A 21,962-nucleotide genomic window follows, 5' to 3' on the forward strand; every position below is an offset into this window, starting at 1 on the left:
GTCAGGAAAAACCGGGGGCTTTTCATGCGCTGGCTCAAGCGAATCGGAATTGCGGTGCTCGTCGTCGTCGTGGTCGGCGTCCGGTTCATCTACATCGCCTCGCATCGAATGCTGAGCCGCAAGGTCACCGGCCACCCTGAAACACTGGCGGCGTCGAACCTGCCACTGGCCGAAGCCGCACGGCGCGCGCGCACGTTTGGTTGTCTCGACTGCCACGGTGAGGGGCTTCGCGGAAAGAAATTCGTCGAGATTCCGCAGGTGGTGACGATGTACGCCCCCAACATCACCCGCGTGGCGGCAAGGGCCACTGACGAGCAGCTTGCTCGAGCGATCCGGCAGGGCATTGGCGTCGATGGCCGATCGCTCTTCATCATGCCGTCAATTTCGTATCGCAATCTCACCGACCAGGAGACTGGCGACCTCGTCCGCTATATCCGGTCGCTGCCCGTCAGCGGAGCAGATCATCCCCTGCCTTCTGTCGGTCCGCTTGGACGAATCGGCGTTATCCAGGGCAAGTTCGAGGCGCAGCCCGATGTCATCGCCGCGTCCGCCGACCGCCGCATTCCCGATCTCGGCCCGGCCACCGCCGCCGGGCGGCACTTGGTCGAAACGCACTGCAGCGACTGCCATGGCGTCACGCTAGAGGGAGGCGAAGCAGAACCTGGCCTGATGGCGCCCGACCTCTCGATCGCGGGCGCGTATAACGATCCGGCGTTCTTGCGCCTGCTGCGGGCCGGCGTTCCCGCCGATGGCCGGCAAATGAAGCTGATGGACAAGGTCTCCAAGAGCGCCTTCTCTCATCTCACCAACGCGGAAATCGCCGCGATCCACGCTTATTTGAAGGCCCGGGCCAATGTGGTGGCAGATTGACGCAACCTTGTGCGCCTCGGCTCATTGAGGGGGCATGGAAAACCACAGCATCGCCATCATCGTCGGCTCGCTTCGCGACGGCAGCATCAACCGCAAGGTCGCCCGCTCCATGTGCGCGCTTCACGACCGCCTGGATTGCACGATCGTCGAGATCGGCGATCTGCCGCTTTACAATCCGGACATCGACGGCGATTCGCCGCCCGAAGCCTATACCCGCTTTCGCGACGCGATCCGCTCGGCGGAAGGCGTGCTGTTCGTAACCCCCGAATATAATCGCTCGGTACCCGGGGCGCTCAAGAACGCGATCGACGTCGGCTCACGCCCTTACGGCAAGAGCGTGTTCGCCAAGAAGCCGGCGGCCATCGTCACCGTGTCGCCCGGCGCGCTCGGCGGGTTCGGCGCCAACCATCACCTTCGCCAGTCGGCGGTATTCCTCGACATGCCGGTGATGCAGCAGCCCGAAGCCTACCTCGGCCATGTCAGCGACGACGCGTTCGGTAAGGACGGGCTGCTCAAGGACGGCGACCTCAAGAATCTGGTCGAAAAGCTGTCGGCGGCGTTCGCGGACTGGATCGACCTGATCAAGGCGGGTCGCGAGAAGCTGCTCGGCGATAGCGCAGGGTCGAACGGCTAAGTCATCGACACGACTCAATCGTCGGTCTAGCCTGCTCGCAGTGATCGCGAGGGAGGCAGACGATGGCCCACAAGTTCGTCATCAAGAAATCGTCGAACGGCGAGTATGTCGCCAGCTTCGAATATAATGGCGAGAAAGTGTTCTGGACCGAGACCTACAAGTCGAAATCCAGCGCGCAGAATGCCATCGATTCGATCAAGAAGAACGGCCCGATGGCCGAAGTCCACGACGCCACCTGAGCGCCCGAGCACAAGGCAAAGCCTTGCGTCGAAGAGAGCGCGAAGGCCGGCCGGCAGGTCGCGCCAGCGAACCTGATCGACGTCACGGATTCACGCCCGTGACGCCCCGCGTCCTACAACTTCGGCAGCGTCACGCCCTTCTGGCCCATGTATTTCCCGGCGCGATCCTTGTAGCTGGTCTCGCACCGCTCGTTCCCCTTCAGGAACAGGAACTGGCACCCGCCCTCGTTGGCGTAGATCTTGGCCGGCAGCGGGGTCGTGTTGGAAAATTCCAGCGTGACATGGCCTTCCCAGCCCGGCTCCAGCGGGGTCACGTTGACGATGATCCCGCACCGGGCGTAGGTCGACTTGCCCAGGCAGATGACGAGAACGTCTTCGGGCACCCGGAAATATTCCACCGTCCGCGCCAGCGCGAAGCTGTTGGGAGGGATGATGCAGACGTCGGTCTGCCGGTCGACGAAGCTGTTGGCGGCGAAATCCTTGGGTCGACCACCGCGCTGTCGACATTGGTGAAGATCTTGAATTCGTCGGCGACCCGCGCGTCGTAGCCGTAGGACGACAGGCCATAGCTGATGCAGCCGTCGCGCCGCTGCGCCTCGACGAACGGCTCGATCATGCCGTTGGTGGTGGCCTGCTCGCGAATCCAGCGGTCGGAAAGAATGCTCATGGGACAACCGCTAGCCGCCCCATGGGCAGGCGCGCAACGCCCCTGCTTATCCACAGCCTCACCCACGGAAAAATGGCCGGGGGAATCGCGAAGGCGCATTTTCGTGTAGGGTCCGCGCATGGCCGAGATCATCCGAATCAACGAGGGCGCGGAAGCGCCGGCGAGCACTACACTGCCCCAGAATGTCGAGGCGGAGGCCGCGCTGCTGGGCGCGCTGATGATCGACAACCGGCTGGTCGAGGACGTCCAGATCCGGTTGAAGCCGCACCATTTCTTCGAACCGCTGCACGGCCGCATCTACGAGGCGATCCTGCGCCTGACGGACCGCAACATGGTCGCCAACCCGGTCACGCTGAAGCCGCTGTTCGAGGCCGATGAACCGATGAAGGAAGTCGGCGGGCCGGCCTATCTCGCCAAGCTGACCGGCTCCAGCGCCGCGGTGATCGGCGCCCGCGATTTCGCGTCTCAAATCTACGACCTGGCGCTGCTTCGCGCGCTGGTCACGGTCGGCCGCGATCTCGTCGAAAACGCGCTCGACACGTCGGAGGACGTTGCCCCGCTGCAGCAGATTGAGCGGGCCGAGGGCGAGCTTTACCGCGTCGCCGAAGAGGGCGGCAACGAGGGCAAGGTCAAGAGTTTCGGCGAGGCGTCGATCCTCGCCGTCCGCCAGGCCGAAAAGGCGCTCAACAGCGGCGGCCACCTGAGTGGCGTCACCACCGGTCTCAACGGGGTCAACACCAAGGTCGGCGGCCTGCACAAGAGCGACCTTGTCATCCTCGCCGGCCGTCCCGGTATGGGCAAGACCTCGCTGGCGACCAACATGGCGTTCGCCGCCGCGCAGCGTTGGGTGCGCGACCAGGAAGACGGAATCGAACTGGCCAAGTCGGCCGGCGCGCCGGTCGCCTTTTTCAGCCTGGAAATGTCGGCCGACCAGCTCGCCACGCGTATCCTCGCCGAACAGTCGGGAATCAGCTCCGAGAACCTGCGCATGGGCAAGATTTCGAAGCAGGAATTCGCCAACCTCGCCCGCGCCTCGGGCGAGCTGTCGAACCTGCCGCTCTACATTGATGATACCCCCGGCCTGACCATCGCGTCGCTTCGCGCCCGCGCTCGCCGGCTGAAGCGGCAGAAGAACATCGGCATGATCGTCGTCGACTACCTGCAGCTGCTTCAGGGGTCGGGCAAGGGCAGCGCCGGCGACAACCGCGTCCAGGAAATCTCGGAAATCAGCCGCGGCCTGAAACAGCTCGCCAAGGAACTCGACGTTCCGGTGCTGGCGCTGTCGCAGCTCAGCCGCGCGGTCGAACAGCGCGAGGACAAGAAGCCGCAGCTGTCCGACCTTCGCGAATCCGGCTCGATCGAACAGGACGCCGACATGGTCTGGTTCGTCTTCCGCCCCGACTATTACGTCGCCGCCAAGCAGCCGCAGGAAGACCATCCGGACTTCGCGGCGTGGCAGGAAGAGATGGCCCGCGTCTACGGTACCGCCGAACTGATCGTCGCCAAGCAGCGCCACGGCGCCACCGGCAAGGTCCGCATGCGGTTCGACAGCCGCATCACCAAGTTCAGCGACCCGATCGACGAAGGCTATATGCCGGAGCTTCGGGGGTAGTTGCGGGGAAACGGCGGGTCAGGGGGGGACGGATTCCTAGATGTCATTGCCGCTCCTTCTCGCACTGGCCCTCGTCCCCTCCGATCTTCCCTCGGGAACCGGCCTCGAAGGTCACTGGCGCAACCCCAGCGAGACCGTGGTGATCGTCATAGGCCCTTGCGGAACGGAGCTTTGCGGCCGGGTTCAGTGGGCTTCCGAAAAGGCGACCGTCGACGCGCGAAAGGGAGGGACCGACCCGCTGGTCGGCGCGACCCTACTCAGCCGGATCGTCGCTCGTGGTCCCAATCGCTGGGATGCGCGACTGTTCGTGCCGGACCTCAACAGGACGTCCAAGGCCCAACTCCGCGTCGCTCCGTCGGGAACGCTGAAGGTTACCGGTTGCGCGGTGGGCCGCATGATCTGCAAATCGCAAATCTGGACCCGCACCGAACCCAGGTAGTTCGAAAATCCCGCCAGGGATGACGGGCTCAGTTCATCGGCGGGATATTGCTTCCATAACCCCAATCGTGATGCTGGTCCTCGGCCTCGCGGACGGTTCCGTCCGGATCGAGCTTGAGCAGCGTCGAATGGCCGTAGCCCTTGGAGTAATCGAGAAGCCGGATTTCCTCGGGAACGGCGACCATCACCGCAGAGTGGCGGTCGTCGGGTTCATCCAGCTTCTTGAGCGCGGGCCGCTTGTCGAACAGCAGCTCGAGGGCGCGCTTCCGCTCCGCCGGGTCTTCGACGACACTCGCACGGGCCTTGATGGCCAGCGCACGAATGCTCGACGGATCGATCACGTCGCGCCCGATGGCCATCGAGACGCGGTCGTCGCGTTCGATGTCGATCAGCTTCTGGCTGCCGCGGGCGATCACGAAGTAAATGCGGGCCCGGTCGTTCGCGATCCCCACCGTCGTGCAGTGCGGCCACCCGTCTGGATCGACGGTCGCCATCGCCGCCAGCCGGTTGTTGCGCAAGATTTCGAGAACTTGTTCGATCATCGCCGCTCACCCCTTCAGGCACGGGCCCATGATGGAGTGTTGCGAGCCGCGCGACAAGGCGACAAAGGCCGGCCCTATTCGTCCTCCGGAACATAGGCAGGACGAAGCCCCTCGGTGATCACCGCGCGAACCATTTCCGCCTCGACGCTGGTGACCGGATAGGCGCAATAGTCGGCGGCGTAGTAGGCGCTGGGGCGGTGGTTGCCGCTGGCGCCGATGCCGCCGAACGGTGCGTTGGACGGGGCGCCGTTGGTCGGCTTGTTCCAGTTGATGACGCCGGCCCGGCCGCTCGCCCAATATTTGTCGTAAAGCGCCGGGTCCTTGCACAGCAGGCTGGCGGCGAGGCCGAAGCGCGTGCGGTTGGCCTCGTCGATCGCGGCGTCGAAATCGGGAACGCGGATCATCTGCAGGACGGGTCCGAACAATTCCTCGTCCGGGCGTTCCTTGGCCTCGGTCATGTCGATGAGCGCCGGGGACAGGAACGGCTTGTCCTCACTGTGGCGCTCCAGCCGGCGGATCGGCTGGCCGCCCTTCATCATCAGCGCCAGATACTGTTCCTGCAGGTGGTCGGCGGCGCCATTGTCGATCAGCGGTCCCATGAACGGCGCCGGGTCGGCGTGGGGATGGTCGATGATGATGCGATCCATCAGCTTGACGATCTCGCCGACCAGCGGCTCGTGCTGGCCGTCCTCGACGATCAGGCGGCGGGCCGCGGTGCAGCGCTGCCCGGCCGACAGGAAGGCGGACTGGACGACGATCGCCGCCGCCGCCTGAAGGTCGCCGGGGTTCCACACCACGATCGGGTTGTTGCCGCCCAGTTCCAGCGCCAGGATCTTGCCCGGCGTTTCCGCGAACTGGCGGTGGAGCGACTGGCCGGCGCGGGCCGACCCGGTGAACAGCAGGCCGTCGATGCCGGGCTCTGCGGCAAGCTCCTTGCCTTCCTTCGGGCCGCCGATCAGCAGGCGGACGACGCCCTCGGGAATACCCGCCTCGTGAAGGCACTCGACCAGCATCGCGCCGGTCGCGGGGGTCTTCTCCGACGGCTTGAACACCACCGCGTTGCCGGCGATCAGCGCGGGCAGGATATGGCCGTTGGGCAGGTGCGCCGGGAAATTGTAGGGGCCGAGCACCGCCAGCACGCCGTGCGGCTTGTGGCGGACGGTGACCTTGTTGCCGATCGCCGCTTCCAGCCGGCGCATCGGCGTGCGCTCGCCATAGGCGGCGATCGAGATTTCGACCTTGTTGATGACCGAGGTGACCTCGGTTTTCGCTTCCCACAACGGCTTGCCGGTTTCGCGGGCGATGAGGTCCGCGAACGCGCCCTCGCGGCTGCGCACGACATTGGCGAAGCGGCGGATCGCCTCCATTCGATAGGCAACGCTGTGCGCGGCCCACGCCGGCCACGCCTCGCGGGCGGCGGCAACCTCGGCGGCGGCATCACCGACCGCGCCGCGCCAGACTTCGGCGCCCGTCGCGGGTTCGGTCGAAACGATGACGTCGCTCATGGGGTCTCCGGGCACAAGGGAGCCGCGGCGTTCCCATGCTGCCGCGCCCCGGTCAACCCTGCCGCTCCAGCATGGCGCTTCCCATCCGGCGGATCGCGGCGATCTTGGAGTCGAACGGTCCCCAATCGTCGCGCTCGGCGATGGCGGACCAGATCGCCTCGACCTCGTCGATCAGCATCGAGCAGGGCGCTTCATCGCTCCAGTAGGCGTGGGCGAGGGGACGGCGCGCCCTTCGACGGCCGTCCGCAGGTCGTCGAAGGCCGCGTCGGCGTAGTCCTCGCCGGCTGGCGTCCGTCCGCCCTGCCAGTCGAAGAAGAAGCGGTCGATGCCGACCCGCTGGCTGCGCAGTCCCTTGAGCATCGCCGACACCAATGCGCGGTCGGCGGCCTCGTCAGTCGCGCCGATGCCGATCCGGTCGAGCAGCCGCCCGATCAGCGCCGCCTCGAACCGCGCCGGCCATTCGCCGAGAATTTCCGACAGGGCGGGGCGGGGCTTAGTCGGGCGAGGCAGCCGGCGAGTTGCGCGACGTCCCAGTGGATCGCCTCGGGCTGCCGGCCGAAGGCATAGAGCCCGGCATGGTCGAAGTAAGCGGCGGTGAACCCTTCGTCCCACGTCGGCGCGAACCTCCACGGGCCGTAATCGAAGCTTTCGCCGGTGATGTTGATGTTGTCGCTGTTAAGCACGCCGTGGACGAAGCCCGCGGCGACGTAGGAAGCGGCGAGGGTCGCGGTTTGCTTTGCGACCAGGTCGAACAGGCGAAGGGCGTTTCCGGCCTCGTCGCCGCCCGGCGTTTCGTCGAACAGCTGGGCGAGGGCGTAGCGGACCAGCGTCGCCATGCTGGCGTCGTCCTCAAAGAAGGCGAGCCGCTGGAACGTGCCGATGCGCACGTGCGAATGGCTCAGCCGGGTCAGCACTGCCGAGCGAGTGGGGGAAGGCTCGTCGTTGCGCTCCAGCGCTTCGCCGGTCTCGAACAGCGCGAAGCTCTTCGACGTATTGACGCCCAGCGCCTCCAGCATCTCGGTAGCCAACACTTCGCGGACCCCGCCCTTCAGCGTCAGCCGCCCGTCGCCGAAGCGGCTGTAGGGGGTCTGTCCGCTGCCCTTGGTGCCGAAGTCGAGCAGTCGCCCGCGATCATCGCGCCACTGCGCGAACAGGAAGCCGCGCCCGTCGCCGATGTCCGGGTTGTAGTGGCGAAACTGGTGCCCGTGATAGCGCAGCGCAAGCGGCTGCGGCAGGCTGCCGGGCAGGGGCTCGAACCGTGCGAAATGCGCCGCCCAGTCGATGTCGCCAAGTCCCATCCGGTCCGCCCAGCGGCGATTCAGGAACCGCGGGATGTGGGCCGGGAAGCGCGCCGGCTCGACGGGATCGTAGAACGCATCGCCAAGTTCCAGGATCGATTGTGCCGGCTGACAGGATTGCGCGGGTGGCATTTGCCCGCGATAGGGGTGTGGGCGATCAAGGGGAAGCGAATGAAGCGCTGGCAGGACAGATACTGGAACAGCGCTGACGGCCTTCGACTCCATTATCGCGACTATCCCGGTCCCCATGACCGGCCGCCCTTGCTGTGCATCCCGGGCCTGACCCGCAATGCCGCCGATTTCGAGCCCATTGCCGACCATGTCGCCGGCCAATGGCGGGTGATCGCGGTCGACCTTCGCGGACGTGGCTTGAGCGACCGCGATCCCAACTCGGGCAACTACACGCCGCCGGTCTACGCCACGGACCTGCTCAAGCTGCTCGACCAGCTCGGAATCGCCGACGCCGTGTTCGTCGGAACGTCGCTCGGCGGGCTGGTGACGATGCTTATGGCGTGGAGCGACAGCGAGCGGATCGCTGGCGCGCTGATCAACGACATCGGTCCCGATATTGACCGCGAGGGGCTGGAATGGATCTCGACCTATGTCGGCAAGGATGTCCGCTATCCCGACTGGTCAGCGGCCACGGCCGCGATCCGCAAGCGCAGCGGCGCCAAATTCCCGTACTGGTCGGATGGCGCGTGGGACCGCTTCGCCCGCCGCGTGTGCCGGGAGGAAAAGGGCGAGGTCCGCTTCGACTACGATATGGCGCTGGCGGAGAATTTCCGCCGGGCGATGGACGAGGAACCGGCCGACCTGTGGCCGGGCCTCGCCGCGCTATCGGGCGTGCCGGTGACGGTGCTTCGCGGCGAGCTGAGCGACCTGCTGTCGGTCGAAACTGCCCGGCGCATGGGTGAGACGGTGCCCGGCGCGGAGATCGTCACCATCCCCGCGACGGGCCACACGCCCAATCTGGAAGAGCCGGAAAGCCTGGCGGCGCTCGACCGCCTGCTGGCGCGGGTGCTCGAATCGCACACCGCGCCGGAATAGGCTTAGCGCGCGGCGGCCTTCTTCTGCTCTTCGACCGACACTGTGCCGTCCTTGTTGGTGTCGAGCTTCGCGAAGACCGTAAGCATCGGCGCCTTGAACTCGGCCGCCGTCACCTTGCCGTCCTTGTTGGTGTCGAGCTTGGAGAGCGTCTGCTTGCCGTCGCTGTTTAGCTTCGGCGTACCCGTCGCCGCCGAGAATTCGGCGAAGCTCAGGTTGCCGTCCTTGTTCGTGTCGGCCTTTTCGAACGATGCCTTGCGGCGGGCGAGCAGCTGCGCCTCGATCTGCTGGCGGGTGCGGGTTTCCGCCGCGCTCAGCTCGGCAAGATTCAGCGAACCGTCCTTGTTACCGTCGACGGAGGCGAAGCGGCCATCCAGTTCCTTTTGGTAATTCGCCTTGGTGATCGGCTTCGGCGCCTGCGCGGTCTGCGCGGCGAGCGGCGCAGCGACCAGCGCGGCGAGGCCCATCGCGGCGAAATGGAATTTGGTCATGTCATGCTCCTTGTCAGGAACGGGCGGCAAGGCGGCCGCGCCGTTCGTTGAATTTCATCCGTCCCTAAAGCCTAAGCCAAACTGACGCTGAAATGAACGGCGTCGTCGTCGGGCGACCCGATCCGCGCGGTAAAACGGCTTCGAGCCGCCGCTGCTCGCCATCGCGGTTCGACTATGGCAAGGCGCGGGCATGAAACTTGTTGCTGCCGATATTGGGGGCACGCACGCGCGATTCGCCCTCGCCGAAATCGACGCCGGGCGGGTCGTGTCGCTGGGCGAAGCGGTCACCCTGCCGACCGCCAACTTCGCCAGCATGCAGACGGCGTGGGAGGAATTCGGCCGCCAGGTCGGCGATCTTCCGCCCGCTGCCGCAATCGCCATCGCCGCCGCGATCGAAGGCGACGAAATCAAGCTTACCAACAACCCGTGGGTGATCCGACCGTCACAGGTCAACCGCGCGCTCGGACTCGACCGGTCGGTGCTGGTCAATGATTTTGAAGCGGTCGGCCATGCCGTTGCCCAGGCTGACGACGATCATTTCGTGTGCCTGTGCGGGCCGAAGACGTCTCTGCCCGTCGAAGGCGTGGTCAGCATCATCGGCCCGGGCACCGGCCTCGGCGTGTCCTATGTCCTGCGCTCGGCAGCGCTTGGACCGGGCGGCTACCATGTCCAGGCGACCGAAGGCGGGCACTCCGACTTCCCGCCGCTCGACCCCATCGACGATGCCATCCTGGAGCGGATCCGCCTTCGTCACCGCCGCGTATCGTGCGAGCGGATGGTCGCCGGCCCCGCGATCGTCGACATCTACGAAGCACTCGCCGCGCTGGAAGGGCGAAGCGTCCCGACCCGCACCGACCGCGAATTGTGGACGCTGGGACTGGCGCGCGAGGACAGCCTTGCGGTGGCCGCGGTCGAGCGCTTCTGTCTTTCGCTGGGCAGCGTCGCGGGCGACGTCGCGCTGGTGCAGGGCGGCAGCGGGGTGGTGATCGCCGGCGGCCTCGGCCTGCGGATCCGCGACACATTGCTGGCCTCGGGCTTCGCCGATCGCTTCCGCGCCAAGGGCCGGTTCGAACGGATGATGAACCGGATGCCGGTCAAGCTGCTCGTCCATCCCCAACCCGGGCTATACGGCGCCGCCGCCGCCTTCGCCCAGCGCCATCCGGGAGACTGATCCATGCGGCCGGTCGAAACCATCATGCGCACCGCGCCGGTCATCCCTGTGCTGGTCATCGACCGGCTGGAGGACGCGGAGCCGATGGCGCGCGCGCTGGTCGCCGGCGGCCTCCGGGTGCTGGAAGTGACCCTGCGCACGCCCTGCGCGCTCGACGCGATCCGGGCGATGAAGAACGTCGACGGCGCCATCGTCGGCGCGGGCACCGTGACCGGCGAGGAAACGCTCAAGGCCGCGCTCGACGCGGGGTCGGAATTCATCGTTTCGCCGGGGCTGACTGAGCGGCTGGGCCGGGCGGCGATCGAAAGCGGCGTGCCGTTCCTGCCCGGCGTCGCCAACGCCGGCGACATCATGCGCGGGCTGGAGCTCGGGCTCGGCCACTTCAAATTCTTCCCGGCGATGACGTCCGGCGGCCTCCCGGCGCTGAAGTCGCTCGCCGGTCCGTTCGGCGATGTGCGCTTCTGCCCGACCGGCGGAATCACGCCCGCGAACGCGCCGGAGTGGCTCGCCGCCGACCCGGTGCTGTGCGTGGGTGGAACCTGGATCGTCCCGAAGGGCCCGCTCGACCCTGCGGCGGTCGAGGCAACCGCCCGCGCCGCCGCCGCGCTTCGCCGATAGGGTGGAGGCCCGAGCCGGAATCGAACCGGCGTGCAAGGATTTGCAGTCCTCTGCGTAACCACTCCGCCATCGGGCCCCGAGGCGTGGAGGCGCCGCCTTGGGCGAGGCGGGCGGGGCTTGTCAATGTTGTGTTTCGACCAACGGCGGACGCTGGTGCTTCCCCTGCCGCACCGCAGCGGATAAAGACGCCTTGAAGCCTCACTGTATTACTGCCATATAACAGTCCGGCAAGGGACGAGTTTCGATGACCGATTTTCAAGTCGCACGGCGGGCGATGATCGACAGCCAGCTGCGGCCACAAGGCGTGACCAACACGGCGGTCCTCGCGGCCATGGCCGGGGTTCCGCGCGAGGACCATGTGCCGGAATCGGCGCGCGCTTTCGCCTACTTCGACCGTTCCATCCCGCTGGGAGATGGCCGCGCGATGATGCCGCCGGCCGCGATCGGTCGCCTGCTCGACGCGCTCGACCCGAAGCCGGGCGAGCGCGCGCTCGTCGTCGCCGGGGCCGGTGGCTATGCCGCCGCGCTGCTCGAGGCGATCGGCTGTTCGGCGGATTCGATCGACGCCGGAGCATCGCCGTCGGGCAGCTATGACCTGATCCTCGTCGACGGAGCCATCGAGGAATTGCCGGCCGCTTTTGCGGGCGCGCTGGCGCCGCATGGCCGCCTTGGCACCGCACTGCTCGATCGCGGGGTCGCGCGCCTCGCCATTGCCACCGTTGCCGGGGGCGCGCTTGCGTTCCGGACATTCGCCGATGCGGACGTTGCGCCGCTTGCCGCCTACCAGCGCCCGCGGGCGTTCACTTTTTGATGGGATTTGCTGTGACGAAGCGGAAGCTTGGCGCCGCGCTGGCGCTGTCCTTGTTGTCGACCGCGGCCTCGGCCGACACGCTGCGTGAAGCGCTTAACCGCGCCTATGCGTCGAATCCGACCCTGACCGCGCAACGGGAAGCGTTGAAGGCGACCGACGCCAACGTCGCCATCGCCCGTGCCGCCGGGCGGCCGCAGGTCACCGGCGTGGTCGGCCTCAACCGCAACCTGACGCGCAGCGGCGTCATCGCCCAGACCCAGGGTAACGACAAGAACATCAGCCTGTCGGGCGGCGTCGACCTCAGCCTGCCGATCTTCAGCGGCGGCGCGGTCCGCAATTCGGTCGCCGCGGCCAAGACCCGGGTCGAGGCCGGCCGGGCCACGCTTCGCGCGGTCGAAGGCGACGTCTTCACCGAGGCGACCGCCGCCTACATGGACGTGATTCGCGACCGCGCGATCGTCGAGCTCAACGACAACCAGGTGAAGGTCCTGTCGACCAACCTGGAGGCGACCCGCGACCGGTTCGAAATCGGCGACCTCACCCGGACCGACGTCGCCCAGTCGGAATCGCGCCTGTCACTGGGCCGCGCCAACCTTGCCACCGCGCGTGGCCGGCTGACCTCCAGCGAGGAAAACTACCGCCGCGTGATCGGCAAGGCCCCGGGCGTGCTGGCCCCGCCGCCGCCGCTGCCGCCGCTTCCGGCGACCGCCGACGAGGCGGTGCGCATCGCGCTGGCCAACAACCCCGACCTCATCGCCGTCACCCGCCAAGCGTCGGCCGCCGGGCTCGATGTCCGCGCGACCCGTGCCAGCCGCCTTCCGACCGTGTCGGGCGTGGCGAGCGGCGACTATACCAACCAGCTGACCGGCGACACCAACGGGCTGCAGCGTTCGGGCACGGCGACCGCGATCGGCGTGCAGGGCCGGATCCCGCTCTACCAAGGCGGCCTGCCCTCGGCGCGGATCCGCCAGGCGCAGGCGTTCGAGGGCCAGGCGCTGGAGCAGGTCATCGGCACCGAGCGCGCGGTGGTGTCCTCGACCCGTTCGGCGTTCGCCCTCTACCAGGCGGCCCGCGGCGCAATCAGCGCCAACGAAGTCGCGGTGAAGGCCAACGAGCTCGCACTGGAAGGCGCCCGCGCCGAAAACAGCGTCGGCACCCGCACCATCCTCGACGTCCTCAACGCCGAGCAGGAATTGCTCAACGCGCAGGTCGCGCTGGTGACCGCCCGCCGCGATGCGTACGTCGCCGGGTTCCAGCTGCTCAACGCTATGGGCCAGGCCGAGGCCGACGACCTCGGGCTCGACGGCGGGCCGCTCTACGATCCGCTCGGCAATTACCGTCAGGTCGCGGGCGATTGGTCCGACTGGGCCGGCGATCCCAGGCACACGCCGGTTGCCACGCGCACCGTCGTTCCGGCCGAAGAACCTCAGAGCGTGACTCCCGCAACGCGTTAGGTAAAAGGACGTCCATGTCCTCGGCCCGCGAACCATCGATGGAAGACATTCTGGCGTCGATCAAACGGGTGATCGCCGAAGAAAAGGAAATTCGCGCCTCTGCCCCGCCGCCGTCACCGGCGATCGACGGGGAGGTCCTGCCGGAGGACGAGGACGTGCTGGAACTCGACGCCAGCATGACCGCGCCGGAGATCGCCTCGGCGGAAGAGCTGATCGATACCGGCCCGCCGCTGGTCGAAGCCACGGTGGTCGATTCCAGCCGGTCGAGCTTCGCCGCGCTGGCCGATGCCGCCGCAAAGGCGCCGCCGCCCGCGCCGGCCGCCAACCCCCTGGAGGAAGTTGTGCGCGAGATGCTTCGCCCGATCCTCAAGGACTGGCTCGACGATCATTTGCCGCGAATCGTCGATGAACATGTGAAGCGCGAAATCCACCGCATCACGGGGCGCCAGGTCTAAGCCACTGGCGAACGACGCGGCGGCTTGCTAGCCATCGCCCATGATCCAGCGTCTCGCTTTCGCCGCCACCGTCGCGGCCGCCGCCCTCTTCACCGCCACCCCCGCGCTCGCTCGCCCGATGACCGCGACCGACATGCACATGATGCATCGCCTCGGCGCGCCGAGCATCTCACCCGACGGACGCTATGCGCTGTTCACCCTGTCGACGACCGACCTTGCGAAGAACAAGCGCAACAACCCGGTCCACATCCTCGACCTGCGCGCCGCCGGGGCGAAGCCGAAGCCGCTGACAGGCCTTCCGGCGGGTGCGCACGACGCGGTATTCGGTGCGGACGGCTCGGTGTGGTTCCTGGCGCCGGTCAAGGACCGCGACCAGCTTCACCGCATGGCGATCGGCGGCAAGCCCACCGTCCTGAGCGACTTCGGCGCCGACATCTCCGGCTTCAAGGTCGCCGACAACGGCAGCCGGGTGATCGTCTGGGCCGACACCCGCGATTGTCCCGACATCGCCTGCGCCGCGACGACCTTCGCCGCCAAGCCGGAAGGGTCGGGCCGCGAATATGACCAGCTGTTCGTGCGCCACTGGGATACGTGGGCGGAGCCGGGCGTCCGCTCGCGAATCTTCAGCTATCCGGTGGTCGGCGGAAAGCTGACCGGCGGCGGCGTCCGCGTTACCGGCTCGCTGGTCGGCGACACGCCGTCGAAGCCGTTCGGCGGCGGCGAGGAAATCGCGCTGTCGAAGGACGGCCGCACCGTCTATTTCGCGCTGCGGGAGGCGGGACGGATCGAGCCGACCTCCACCAACCTCGACATTTTCGCAGCGCCCGCCGACGGCTCCGCGCCGCCGGTCAACCTGACCGCCGACAACGACGGCACCGACAATCTTCCGACGCTGTCACCCGATGGCCGGACGCTGGCCTATTTCTCGATGGCCCGCGCCGGCTACGAGGCGGACCGCCAGGTGCTCAAGCTTCGCGACCTCGCCACCGGCCGGGTTCGCGCCGTCACCGCTAATTGGGACCGGTCGGTCGGCTCGATCGCCTGGGCCAAGGACGGCCGCTCGCTGCTCGTCACCGCGCAGGACGTCATGGAAGAGCCGATCTTCCGCGTCGACGCGGCCAGTGGGCGGGTGACGCGCCTGACCGGCAACGGTCACGCCGGCAACGTCAATCCGACCGCCGACGGCGGCGCCATCTTCACCCAGAACAGCGTGATGGCGCCCGACGACCTGTTCCGGGTCGATGCCCGCGGACGGGTGGTGCGCCTGACCGACGTCAACCGCGCCATCCTGTCGCAACTCGACCCGGTGACGTTCGAGAAATTCAGCTTCAAGGGCGCCAACGGCGACACCGTGTGGGGCATGAAGGTCAAGCCGGTGATGAACCGCACGCTGCCGATCGCCTTCGTCGTCCATGGCGGGCCGCAGGGCAGCTTCGGCAACGGCTGGTCCTACCGCTGGAACCCGCGGCTGTTCGCGGCGCCCGGCTACGCCGTGGTCAGCGTCGATTTCCACGGCTCGACCGGCTACGGCCAGGCCTTCACTGATGCGATCCGCAACGACTGGGGCGGCAAGCCGTTGGAAGACCTGAAGCGGGGCCTGGCCTTCGCCACCGCCAACGACCCTCAACTGGAAGCCAACAATGCCTGCGCGCTTGGCGCCAGCTATGGCGGCTACATGATGAACTGGATCGCGGGGCAGTGGCCCGACCGGTTCAAGTGCCTCGTCCAGCACGACGGCGTGTTCGACGCCCGCGCCATGGCCTACGAAACCGAAGAACTGTGGTTCGACGAGTGGGAACATGGCGGGAAGACCTATTACGAGGACCCCAAGGCGTTCGAGCGCTGGAACCCGGTCAATTACGTTGCCAACTGGCGCACGCCGATGCTGGTCATCACCGGCGAGAAGGATTTCCGGATCCCTTACACGCAGGGCATCGCCGCCTTCACCGCGCTGCAGCGGCGGGGCATCCCGTCGAAGCTGGTCGTGTTCCCGGACGAAAATCACTGGGTGCTGAAGCCCAAGAACTCGATCCAGTGGTACGACAATGTCTTCGCGTGGATGAACCGGTGGACGGGCAGGGGCGAGGTCTCTGCCATCGCCCGCTGATGTTGCAGTGCGGCGTGCTTATGCTTTAGGCGCGCAAAATGACCGAGCTTGCCAAGACGTTCGAACCCGGCCCGATCGAGGCCAAATGGTATGCCCATTGGGAAGGCGAAGGGCTGTTCCGGCCCGAACGCCCGGACGCCGAGCCGTTCACCATCGTCATGCCGCCGCCGAACGTCACCGGCTCTCTGCATATCGGTCACGCGCTGGACAACACGCTGCAGGACGTGCTGGTCCGCATCGCGCGGATGCAGGGCAAGGACAGCCTGTGGGTCGTCGGCATGGACCACGCCGGTATCGCCACCCAGATGGTGGTCGAGCGCCAGCTGGATTCCGAGCAGGTCAAGCGCACCGACCTCGGCCGTGAGGCCTTCGTCGAGCGGGTGTGGCAATGGAAGGCCGAAAGCGGCGGCCAGATCACCAAGCAGCTGCGACGCCTCGGCGCCTCGTGCGACTGGGCCAATGAGCGCTTCACAATGGACCCCGGCTTCTCCGCCGCGGTCACCAAGGTGTTCGTCGAGCTTTACCGGCGCGGCCTGCTCTATCGCGACAAGCGGCTCGTCAACTGGGACCCGCGTTTCCAGACCGCGATCAGCGACCTTGAGGTCGAGACCAAGGACACGCCGGGCAAGTTCTGGACGCTGCGCTATCCCATCGAGGACGGCAGCGGGTTCGTGGAGGTCGCGACCACGCGCCCCGAAACAATGCTCGCCGACATGGCGGTCGCGGTGCACCCGGATGACGAGCGCTATGCGAACATTGTCGGCAAGAAGCTGAAGCAGCCGATCACCGGCCGCCTGATCCCGGTCATCACCGACGAACACGCCGATCCCGAACTGGGCTCGGGCGCGGTCAAGATCACGCCGGGACACGACTTCAACGACTATGAGGTCGGCAAGCGGGCCGGGTTCAAGCCGGCCGAGATGCTCAACATGCTGAGCGCCGACGCCCATGTCTGCCAGACCGCCGACGGGCTGATCCCCGCCGACCTGATCGGGCTGGAACGGTTCGAGGCGCGCAAGGCTGTGGTGGCGCTGCTCGAAGCCGAGGGCGCGCTGGTCAAGGTCGAGGACCGCCAGATCGCGACGCCGTTCGGCGACCGCAGCGGCGTGGTGATCGAACCGTGGCTCACCGACCAATGGTATGTCGACGCGGCCAAGCTGGCGGTGAAGCCACTGGAGGCGGTTCGCTCCGGCGAGATCGCGGTAGTGCCCGAAACCTGGAAGAAGACCTGGTACAACTGGCTGGAGAACATCCAGCCTTGGTGCGTGTCGCGCCAGCTGTGGTGGGGCCACCGCATCCCGGCGTGGTTCGATGCGGACGGCAATGTTTTCGTGGCGGAAACATTTGAGCAGGCGCAAGCCGAGGCCGGTGACGGCGTCTCGCTTCGCCAGGACGAGGACGTGCTCGACACCTGGTTCAGTAGCGCGCTGTGGCCGTTCGCGACTCTCGGCTGGCCGGAACAGACGCACGACCTCAAGCGCCATTACCCCAACGACGTGCTAATTTCCGGCTTCGACATCCTGTTCTTCTGGGACGCGCGGATGGCGATGCAGGGCTTTGAGTTCATGGGCGAGGCGCCGTGGAAGACGCTCTACCTTCATGGGCTGGTGCGCGATGCGACCGGTGCCAAAATGTCGAAATCCAAGGGCAACACCGTCGACCCGCTCGGCCTGATCGACCGCTTTGGCGCCGACGCGCTGCGGTTCACGCTGGCGGCGATGGAAAGCCAGGGCCGCGACATCAAGCTCGATGAAAAGCGGGTCGAGGGCTACCGCAACTTCGCCACCAAGCTGTGGAACGCCGCACGCTTCTTGGCTGGCAATGGCGTCGGCGCCAGCGCCTCGATCAAGGCGCCGGACGCGACCCGCCCGGTTAACCGCTGGATCATCGGCGAGGTGGTCGCGACGCTCGACGCGATGAACGCCGCCATCGCCGAACTTCGCTTCGACGGCATGGCCGACGCCATCTACCATTTCACTTGGGGCACCTTCTGCGACTGGTATGTGGAACTGGTGAAGGGCAGCTTCGACGACGAAACCCGCGCCGTCGCGGCGTGGGTGTTCGACCAGATCCTGGTCATGCTCCACCCGCTGATGCCGTTCGTCACCGAGGAACTGTGGCACGCGATGGGGACCGGCCCTACGACCTGATCGTCGCGAAATGGCCGCAGCCGGATGCGCAGGGCGACCCGCAAGCGAAGGCCGAGCTCGACTGGGTCACGCGCCTGATCGGCGAACTTCGCTCAGCCCGGACCGAGCTCAACGTCCCGCCCTCGGCCAAGCTCAACCTGTTCGCGGGCGACGCCGACGCGGTCACCGCGGCACGGCTGGATTCGCAATTCGCGACGCTGCTCCGCATGGCGCGGCTGGAATCGATCCAGCTGTCGTCGTTCGCCGGCAGCGGTGCGGCGCAGGTGGTTGTCGACGGCGCGACCTATGCACTGCCGCTGGAGGGCGTGATCGATCTCGACGCCGAGAAGTCGCGTCTCGCCAAGGCGATCGCGGCGGCGGAGAAGGACCGTGACAGCCTCGCCGCCCGGCTCGGCAACCCGGCGTTCGCGGAGCGGGCGAAGCCGGAGGCGGTCGTCAAGGCGCGCGAGGATCATGACGCCCGCGCCGCCGAGGCGGAGCGGCTGTCGGCGGCGCTGGCGAGGCTCGGTTAAGCGGGCGCGGCGACGTCGATCGCCGCGTCGGCCACTTCGACCGTCACCGGTGTGCGCGCCGCGATTTCGCCGTCGATGCTGATCTTCTGGCGCGGGCGCGCCTCCAGCCGAAGCTTCTGGCCCCGCCATTCGGTGGTCGTCTGGGCGCGGTGGCGGAGCTTGAATAGGGTCGAGAACCAGCTCCAGGCGAGGCCCCACAGGCTTTTGCCGGTGACCGCCTGGATGACGATGTCGCCGCTGTCGAGCGACTGGTCCTCGACCAGCTCGACCCGCCGTGGTGCGTCCCGTTGGCGATCCGCGCCTCGGTCGCCCAGGTCTTGACCATCGTGCCGTCGTCAAGGGTGATGCGCAGCCGGAACGGCCGGAACAGGAAGGCGACCCGCGCCGCCCAGATCAGGTATCCGACCATCCCGAGATATTTCTTGAGCTTGTGCGGCACCGTGTCGGCGATCAGCGGCGAAAGGCCGAGCGCGGCGGCATTGACGAAATAGTCCCCGTCGATGACGCCAAGGTCGATCCGCTTGCGCCGGCCGTGCGCGATCACGTCGACCGCCGCATCGAGGTCGGTGTCCATGCCCAGCGTCTTGGCAAAGCTGTTGGCGGTGCCCAGCGGCAGGATGGCGAACACCGTGTCCTTGCCGACGAAATGATCGACATTGGACGACAGCGAACCGTCGCCACCGCCGACGATGACCATTGGCGCGCGATCGATGGCGTCGACGACGATCTTGTCCATCTGGTCCGGCTGGTCGACCGCGATGGCATCGATCAGCTCGACTCCCGCCGCGACCAGCTTGGAACGCGCGTCTTCGAACGCGGCCGCGCCGCGCCGGCTCATGGCATTGACGATCAGGATCGCCTGGCGGGGAAGCGGCTTCGACATCGGCAGCACAATGCATGGCCGGTGCGAAATCTCCGTTTCGCAATCGCAGCAATTGACTCTTTGTCCCGTTCGGGCAATTTCGGGGCATCCATCGAGACCGGCTGAGGGACAGGCCCGAAGACGCCGGGGCAACCGGGGAGCAGCGCCAAACTGCTTTCAAAGGTGCCAAGTCCTGCGGGGACCTGAGTGTCCACCGGCAGATGGTCTGGGCAGGTTCCCGCGCGGGAAATCGCCGCCCGCGCTGTCCGTCGCCCCGCAAGCCTCCTTGGACGTGAAGAGGCCGGGTGAACGCGATGCTGAAGACACTGACACGAACCGCGACGGACGACGGGTCATTGCCCGATGCCGGACGGTTCACGGTCGAAATGCATTTGCCGCTCCATCATGGCGGAGAGGCCGAAGTCGCCATTCGCGCCGAGGTCGTTGGCCCCGCGCGTGCTCCGGTGCTGCTTGCCGCCGGCGGCATTTCCGCCGGCCGCCATGTCCTCGCCAACCGCCTCGACCCCTCGGACGGGTGGTGGCAGTGCCAGGCGGGATCCTTCGCCGGCCATCGCCTGCTGGCGATCGACTTCCTTGCCGCCGACGGAACGCTCGACCGGCCGGTCGACACTCGCGACCAGGCCCGCGCGATGCTCGCCGTCATGGATTACCTCGGGATCGCTCATGCCGCCGGCTTCGTTGGTGCGAGCTACGGCGCGATGGTCGGGATGCAGCTTGCAGTGATCGCCCCGCACCGCGTCGGCGGCCTGCTGGCGATCAGCGCCGCGCACCGCGCCCATCCCTTCTCCAGCGCCCAGCGCGCGTTGCAACGGCAGGCGATCGAGCTTGGCGAGCGGTTCGGCGATCCGGCGGCGGGCGTCGCGCTGGCGCGCAAGTTCGCCATCCTTACCTACCGGTCGGCGGCCGAGTTCGAGGGCCGTTTCCGCGACGCGCCGCGCGTCGGCACCGGTCGCGCCAAGGTCTCGGCCGAACCCTATCTCGACCATCAGGGCGACCGGCATTGCCGACGGATGAGCGCCGCCGCCTACCGCCGCCTGTCGGAATCGATTGACCTTCACTGCATAGAGCCCGGCAACATCGCCGTGCCGGCCACCTTCGTCGCGGTCGAAAGCGACGCGCTGGTGCCGATCGCCGATATCGCCCGCGCCGCGACCGGCGCGCCGCTCGGGAGGCTGGTGACCATCGCCTCGCGCTTCGGCCACGACGCCTTCCTCAAGGAAGACGCCGCCATCGCCGCGATCCTCGACACCTTCCTCACATCAATGGGGGCCTAACGAATGACCCGCAAGCGCCTGTCCACCACCGCGGTCCGCGCCGGGATCGACACCGATACGCAATTCGGTGCGGTCGTTCCGCCGGTCGTCCTGTCGACCAATTTCACCTTCGAAGGTTTGGGCGCCAAGCGGCCCTACGACTACAGCCGCAGCGGCAACCCGACCCGCGACCTGCTCGGCAACGCCCTCGCCGAGCTGGAGGGCGGCGCGGGATCGGTCGTGACGTCGAGCGGAATGGCCGCGGTCGGACTTGTCCTCCAGGCGCTGCTCAAGCCGGGCGACCGACTGCTCGTCCCGCACGACTGCTACGGCGGCAGCTGGCGGCTGTTCCAGGCGCTCGCCAATCGTGGCGCTTACATTCTCGACACGGTCGATTTCACCGACGAGGACGCGCTGGCCGCCGCGATCGCGGAAAAGCCAACCATCGTCTGGATCGAAACACCGTCGAACCCGCTGCTCCGCATAACCGACCTTGCTGCCACCGCCGACCTGGCCAAGTCGGTCGGCGCGATCGTCGTCGCTGACAACACCTTCCTGTCGCCGGCGTTGCAGCGGCCGATCGAGCATGGCGCCGACATCGTCGTTCATTCGACCACCAAATATCTGAACGGCCACAGCGACATCGTCGGCGGCGCCGCCATCGCCAGGGATGCCGCGCTGCTGGAAACGCTGGCGTGGTGGGGCAATTGCCTTGGGCTGACCGGGTCGCCGTTCGACAGCTTCCTGACGCTTCGCGGCCTGCGCACGCTCGACGCGCGACTCCGCATCCACCAGGAAAATGCTATGGCCATCGCGGAGCTGCTATCGGCCCACCGCGCCGTGTCGCGGCTGCATTTCCCGGCTGCGTCGGCCATCCCGGCCATCAGATCGCGAGGAAGCAGCAGGACGGCTTCGGGGCGATGATCTCGTTCGAGTTGGCCAACGGCGAGGCGGGCGTCCGCGCCTTCCTCGACGGACTGCGCTTTTTCAGCCTCGCGGAATCCCTGGGCGGGGTCGAAAGCCTGGTCGCGCACCCGGCGACGATGACCCACGCCGCGATGGACGAGGAGGCGCGGCGCAAGGCTGGGATCGGTCCGGGCCTGCTCCGCCTGTCGGTCGGCATCGAACATGCCGACGACCTCACCGCCGACCTGATCGCCGGGCTTGACCGGGCGGCGCTGGCCACGCCGAACCGGTCCGCCGCCTGA

General features: G+C 67.2%; 16 protein-coding genes, 1 tRNA gene, 5 pseudogenes and 1 riboswitch. Of the genes and pseudogenes, 15 read left to right on the forward strand and 7 right to left on the reverse strand.

The window, feature by feature from the left end:
- The first annotated feature begins 24 nt into the window (after nucleotides 1–24).
- The 3 genes from H9L12_RS02250 (at nucleotide 25) to H9L12_RS02260 (ending at nucleotide 1,743) form a co-directional block, all read left to right on the forward strand.
- Complete coding sequence (locus H9L12_RS02250; protein ID WP_187542445.1) at nucleotides 25–870, forward strand: cytochrome c4; 846 nt, start codon at nucleotides 25–27, stop codon at nucleotides 868–870.
- Between the two features lie 34 nt (nucleotides 871–904).
- Nucleotides 905–1,504: an NADPH-dependent FMN reductase gene (locus tag H9L12_RS02255; protein ID WP_187542446.1), complete on the forward strand. Its 600-nt coding sequence runs from the start codon at nucleotides 905–907 to the stop codon at nucleotides 1,502–1,504.
- Between the two features lie 62 nt (nucleotides 1,505–1,566).
- Nucleotides 1,567–1,743: a YegP family protein gene (locus H9L12_RS02260; protein WP_084184226.1), complete on the forward strand. Its 177-nt coding sequence runs from the start codon at nucleotides 1,567–1,569 to the stop codon at nucleotides 1,741–1,743.
- Nucleotides 1,744–1,856: 113 nt separating this feature from the next.
- On the opposite strand, the pseudogene dcd reads toward H9L12_RS02260, so the two are convergent.
- Nucleotides 1,857–2,410 (reverse strand): annotated as a pseudogene (dcd, locus tag H9L12_RS02265) (dCTP deaminase).
- A gap of 118 nt (nucleotides 2,411–2,528) precedes the next feature.
- Between dcd and H9L12_RS02270 the strand changes: the two are divergent.
- Together H9L12_RS02270 and H9L12_RS02275 are read left to right on the forward strand one after the other, a co-directional pair.
- Nucleotides 2,529–4,022, forward strand: coding sequence for a replicative DNA helicase (locus H9L12_RS02270; RefSeq protein WP_187542447.1), 1,494 nt, complete (start codon nucleotides 2,529–2,531; stop codon nucleotides 4,020–4,022).
- A 40-nt stretch (nucleotides 4,023–4,062) separates the two neighbouring features.
- A complete protein-coding gene (locus H9L12_RS02275; RefSeq protein WP_187542448.1) occupies nucleotides 4,063–4,461 on the forward strand; it encodes a DUF2147 domain-containing protein in 399 nt (132 codons plus the stop codon).
- Between the two features lie 28 nt (nucleotides 4,462–4,489).
- Here the strand turns inward: H9L12_RS02275 and H9L12_RS02280 are convergent, their stop codons facing one another.
- From H9L12_RS02280 to H9L12_RS02290, 3 genes and pseudogenes are all read right to left on the reverse strand, one after another.
- Entirely contained in the window at nucleotides 4,490–5,002 is a 513-nt protein-coding gene (locus H9L12_RS02280; RefSeq protein ID WP_187542449.1) for a pyridoxamine 5'-phosphate oxidase family protein, read from the reverse strand.
- Between the two features lie 74 nt (nucleotides 5,003–5,076).
- Nucleotides 5,077–6,507, reverse strand: coding sequence for a succinylglutamate-semialdehyde dehydrogenase (gene astD / locus H9L12_RS02285; protein WP_187542450.1), 1,431 nt, complete (start codon nucleotides 6,505–6,507; stop codon nucleotides 5,077–5,079).
- Nucleotides 6,508–6,559: 52 nt separating this feature from the next.
- A pseudogene (locus H9L12_RS02290) lies at nucleotides 6,560–7,937 on the reverse strand (protein adenylyltransferase SelO family protein).
- Between the two features lie 39 nt (nucleotides 7,938–7,976).
- Here H9L12_RS02290 and H9L12_RS02295 point away from each other — a divergent pair.
- Nucleotides 7,977–8,852, forward strand: a complete 876-nt coding sequence (locus H9L12_RS02295) for an alpha/beta fold hydrolase (RefSeq protein WP_187542451.1) — start codon at nucleotides 7,977–7,979, stop codon at nucleotides 8,850–8,852.
- Nucleotides 8,853–8,854: 2 nt separating this feature from the next.
- On the opposite strand, the gene H9L12_RS02300 is transcribed toward H9L12_RS02295, so the two are convergent.
- Nucleotides 8,855–9,340, reverse strand: a complete 486-nt coding sequence (locus H9L12_RS02300) for an EF-hand domain-containing protein (RefSeq protein WP_187542452.1) — start codon at nucleotides 9,338–9,340, stop codon at nucleotides 8,855–8,857.
- Between the two features lie 190 nt (nucleotides 9,341–9,530).
- Here H9L12_RS02300 and H9L12_RS02305 point away from each other — a divergent pair, with 190 nt between their 5' ends.
- Together H9L12_RS02305 and eda are read left to right on the forward strand one after the other, a co-directional pair.
- The gene (locus H9L12_RS02305; protein ID WP_187542453.1) at nucleotides 9,531–10,511 is read left to right on the forward strand and encodes a glucokinase; all 981 of its coding nucleotides are present in this window, start codon (nucleotides 9,531–9,533) and stop codon (nucleotides 10,509–10,511) included.
- 3 nt (nucleotides 10,512–10,514) lie between these two features.
- Nucleotides 10,515–11,129 carry a bifunctional 4-hydroxy-2-oxoglutarate aldolase/2-dehydro-3-deoxy-phosphogluconate aldolase gene (gene eda / locus H9L12_RS02310; RefSeq protein ID WP_187542454.1) on the forward strand — a complete coding sequence of 205 codons (615 nt, stop codon included), beginning with the start codon at nucleotides 10,515–10,517 and terminating at the stop codon, nucleotides 11,127–11,129.
- A gap of 2 nt (nucleotides 11,130–11,131) precedes the next feature.
- Here the strand turns inward: eda and H9L12_RS02315 are convergent.
- Nucleotides 11,132–11,205, reverse strand: a tRNA-Cys gene (locus tag H9L12_RS02315).
- A 168-nt stretch (nucleotides 11,206–11,373) separates the two neighbouring features.
- Between H9L12_RS02315 and H9L12_RS02320 the strand changes: the two genes are divergently transcribed.
- From H9L12_RS02320 to H9L12_RS02340, 5 genes and pseudogenes are all read left to right on the forward strand, one after another.
- Nucleotides 11,374–11,940, forward strand: a complete 567-nt coding sequence (locus tag H9L12_RS02320) for a protein-L-isoaspartate O-methyltransferase family protein (RefSeq protein WP_187542455.1) — start codon at nucleotides 11,374–11,376, stop codon at nucleotides 11,938–11,940.
- Between the two features lie 11 nt (nucleotides 11,941–11,951).
- A complete protein-coding gene (locus H9L12_RS02325; RefSeq protein ID WP_246450512.1) occupies nucleotides 11,952–13,394 on the forward strand; it encodes a TolC family outer membrane protein in 1,443 nt (480 codons plus the stop codon).
- Between the two features lie 38 nt (nucleotides 13,395–13,432).
- Entirely contained in the window at nucleotides 13,433–13,849 is a 417-nt protein-coding gene (locus tag H9L12_RS02330) for a DUF2497 domain-containing protein (protein ID WP_223177142.1), read from the forward strand.
- A 40-nt stretch (nucleotides 13,850–13,889) separates the two neighbouring features.
- Nucleotides 13,890–15,956, forward strand: a complete 2,067-nt coding sequence (locus tag H9L12_RS02335; RefSeq protein ID WP_187542458.1) for a S9 family peptidase — start codon at nucleotides 13,890–13,892, stop codon at nucleotides 15,954–15,956.
- 38 nt (nucleotides 15,957–15,994) lie between these two features.
- Nucleotides 15,995–18,618, forward strand: a pseudogene (locus H9L12_RS02340) (valine--tRNA ligase).
- Here the strand turns inward: H9L12_RS02340 and H9L12_RS02345 are convergent.
- Nucleotides 18,615–19,501, reverse strand: a pseudogene (locus tag H9L12_RS02345) (diacylglycerol/lipid kinase family protein). The pseudogenes H9L12_RS02340 and H9L12_RS02345 overlap by 4 nt on opposite strands.
- A gap of 85 nt (nucleotides 19,502–19,586) precedes the next feature.
- A riboswitch (SAM riboswitch) is annotated at nucleotides 19,587–19,708 on the forward strand.
- A gap of 86 nt (nucleotides 19,709–19,794) precedes the next feature.
- Between H9L12_RS02345 and metX the strand changes: the two are divergent.
- Together metX and metB are read left to right on the forward strand one after the other, a co-directional pair.
- A complete protein-coding gene (metX, locus tag H9L12_RS02350) occupies nucleotides 19,795–20,775 on the forward strand; it encodes a homoserine O-succinyltransferase MetX (protein ID WP_246450675.1) in 981 nt (326 codons plus the stop codon).
- A 3-nt stretch (nucleotides 20,776–20,778) separates the two neighbouring features.
- Nucleotides 20,779–21,962: pseudogene (gene metB, locus H9L12_RS02355) on the forward strand (cystathionine gamma-synthase).

Origin of the sequence: Sphingomonas rhizophila, assembly GCF_014396585.1 — a bacterium.
Lineage (GTDB): Bacteria > Pseudomonadota > Alphaproteobacteria > Sphingomonadales > Sphingomonadaceae > Sphingomicrobium > Sphingomicrobium rhizophilum.

Bases quoted from the DNA above. Each gene is read 5' to 3' on its own strand.
- H9L12_RS02250 (WP_187542445.1), top strand. From the start codon at position 25: ATGCGCTGGCTCAAGCGAATCGGAATTGCGGTGCTCGTCGTCGTCGTG.
- H9L12_RS02255 (WP_187542446.1), top strand. From the start codon at position 905: ATGGAAAACCACAGCATCGCCATCATCGTCGGCTCGCTTCGCGACGGC.
- H9L12_RS02260 (WP_084184226.1), top strand. From the start codon at position 1,567: ATGGCCCACAAGTTCGTCATCAAGAAATCGTCGAACGGCGAGTATGTC.
- H9L12_RS02270 (WP_187542447.1), top strand. From the start codon at position 2,529: ATGGCCGAGATCATCCGAATCAACGAGGGCGCGGAAGCGCCGGCGAGC.
- H9L12_RS02275 (WP_187542448.1), top strand. From the start codon at position 4,063: ATGTCATTGCCGCTCCTTCTCGCACTGGCCCTCGTCCCCTCCGATCTT.
- H9L12_RS02280 (WP_187542449.1), bottom strand. From the start codon at position 5,002: ATGATCGAACAAGTTCTCGAAATCTTGCGCAACAACCGGCTGGCGGCG.
- astD (WP_187542450.1), bottom strand. From the start codon at position 6,507: ATGAGCGACGTCATCGTTTCGACCGAACCCGCGACGGGCGCCGAAGTC.
- H9L12_RS02295 (WP_187542451.1), top strand. From the start codon at position 7,977: ATGAAGCGCTGGCAGGACAGATACTGGAACAGCGCTGACGGCCTTCGA.
- H9L12_RS02300 (WP_187542452.1), bottom strand. From the start codon at position 9,340: ATGACCAAATTCCATTTCGCCGCGATGGGCCTCGCCGCGCTGGTCGCT.
- H9L12_RS02305 (WP_187542453.1), top strand. From the start codon at position 9,531: ATGAAACTTGTTGCTGCCGATATTGGGGGCACGCACGCGCGATTCGCC.
- eda (WP_187542454.1), top strand. From the start codon at position 10,515: ATGCGGCCGGTCGAAACCATCATGCGCACCGCGCCGGTCATCCCTGTG.
- H9L12_RS02320 (WP_187542455.1), top strand. From the start codon at position 11,374: ATGACCGATTTTCAAGTCGCACGGCGGGCGATGATCGACAGCCAGCTG.
- H9L12_RS02330 (WP_223177142.1), top strand. From the start codon at position 13,433: ATGGAAGACATTCTGGCGTCGATCAAACGGGTGATCGCCGAAGAAAAG.
- H9L12_RS02335 (WP_187542458.1), top strand. From the start codon at position 13,890: ATGATCCAGCGTCTCGCTTTCGCCGCCACCGTCGCGGCCGCCGCCCTC.
- metX (WP_246450675.1), top strand. From the start codon at position 19,795: ATGCTGAAGACACTGACACGAACCGCGACGGACGACGGGTCATTGCCC.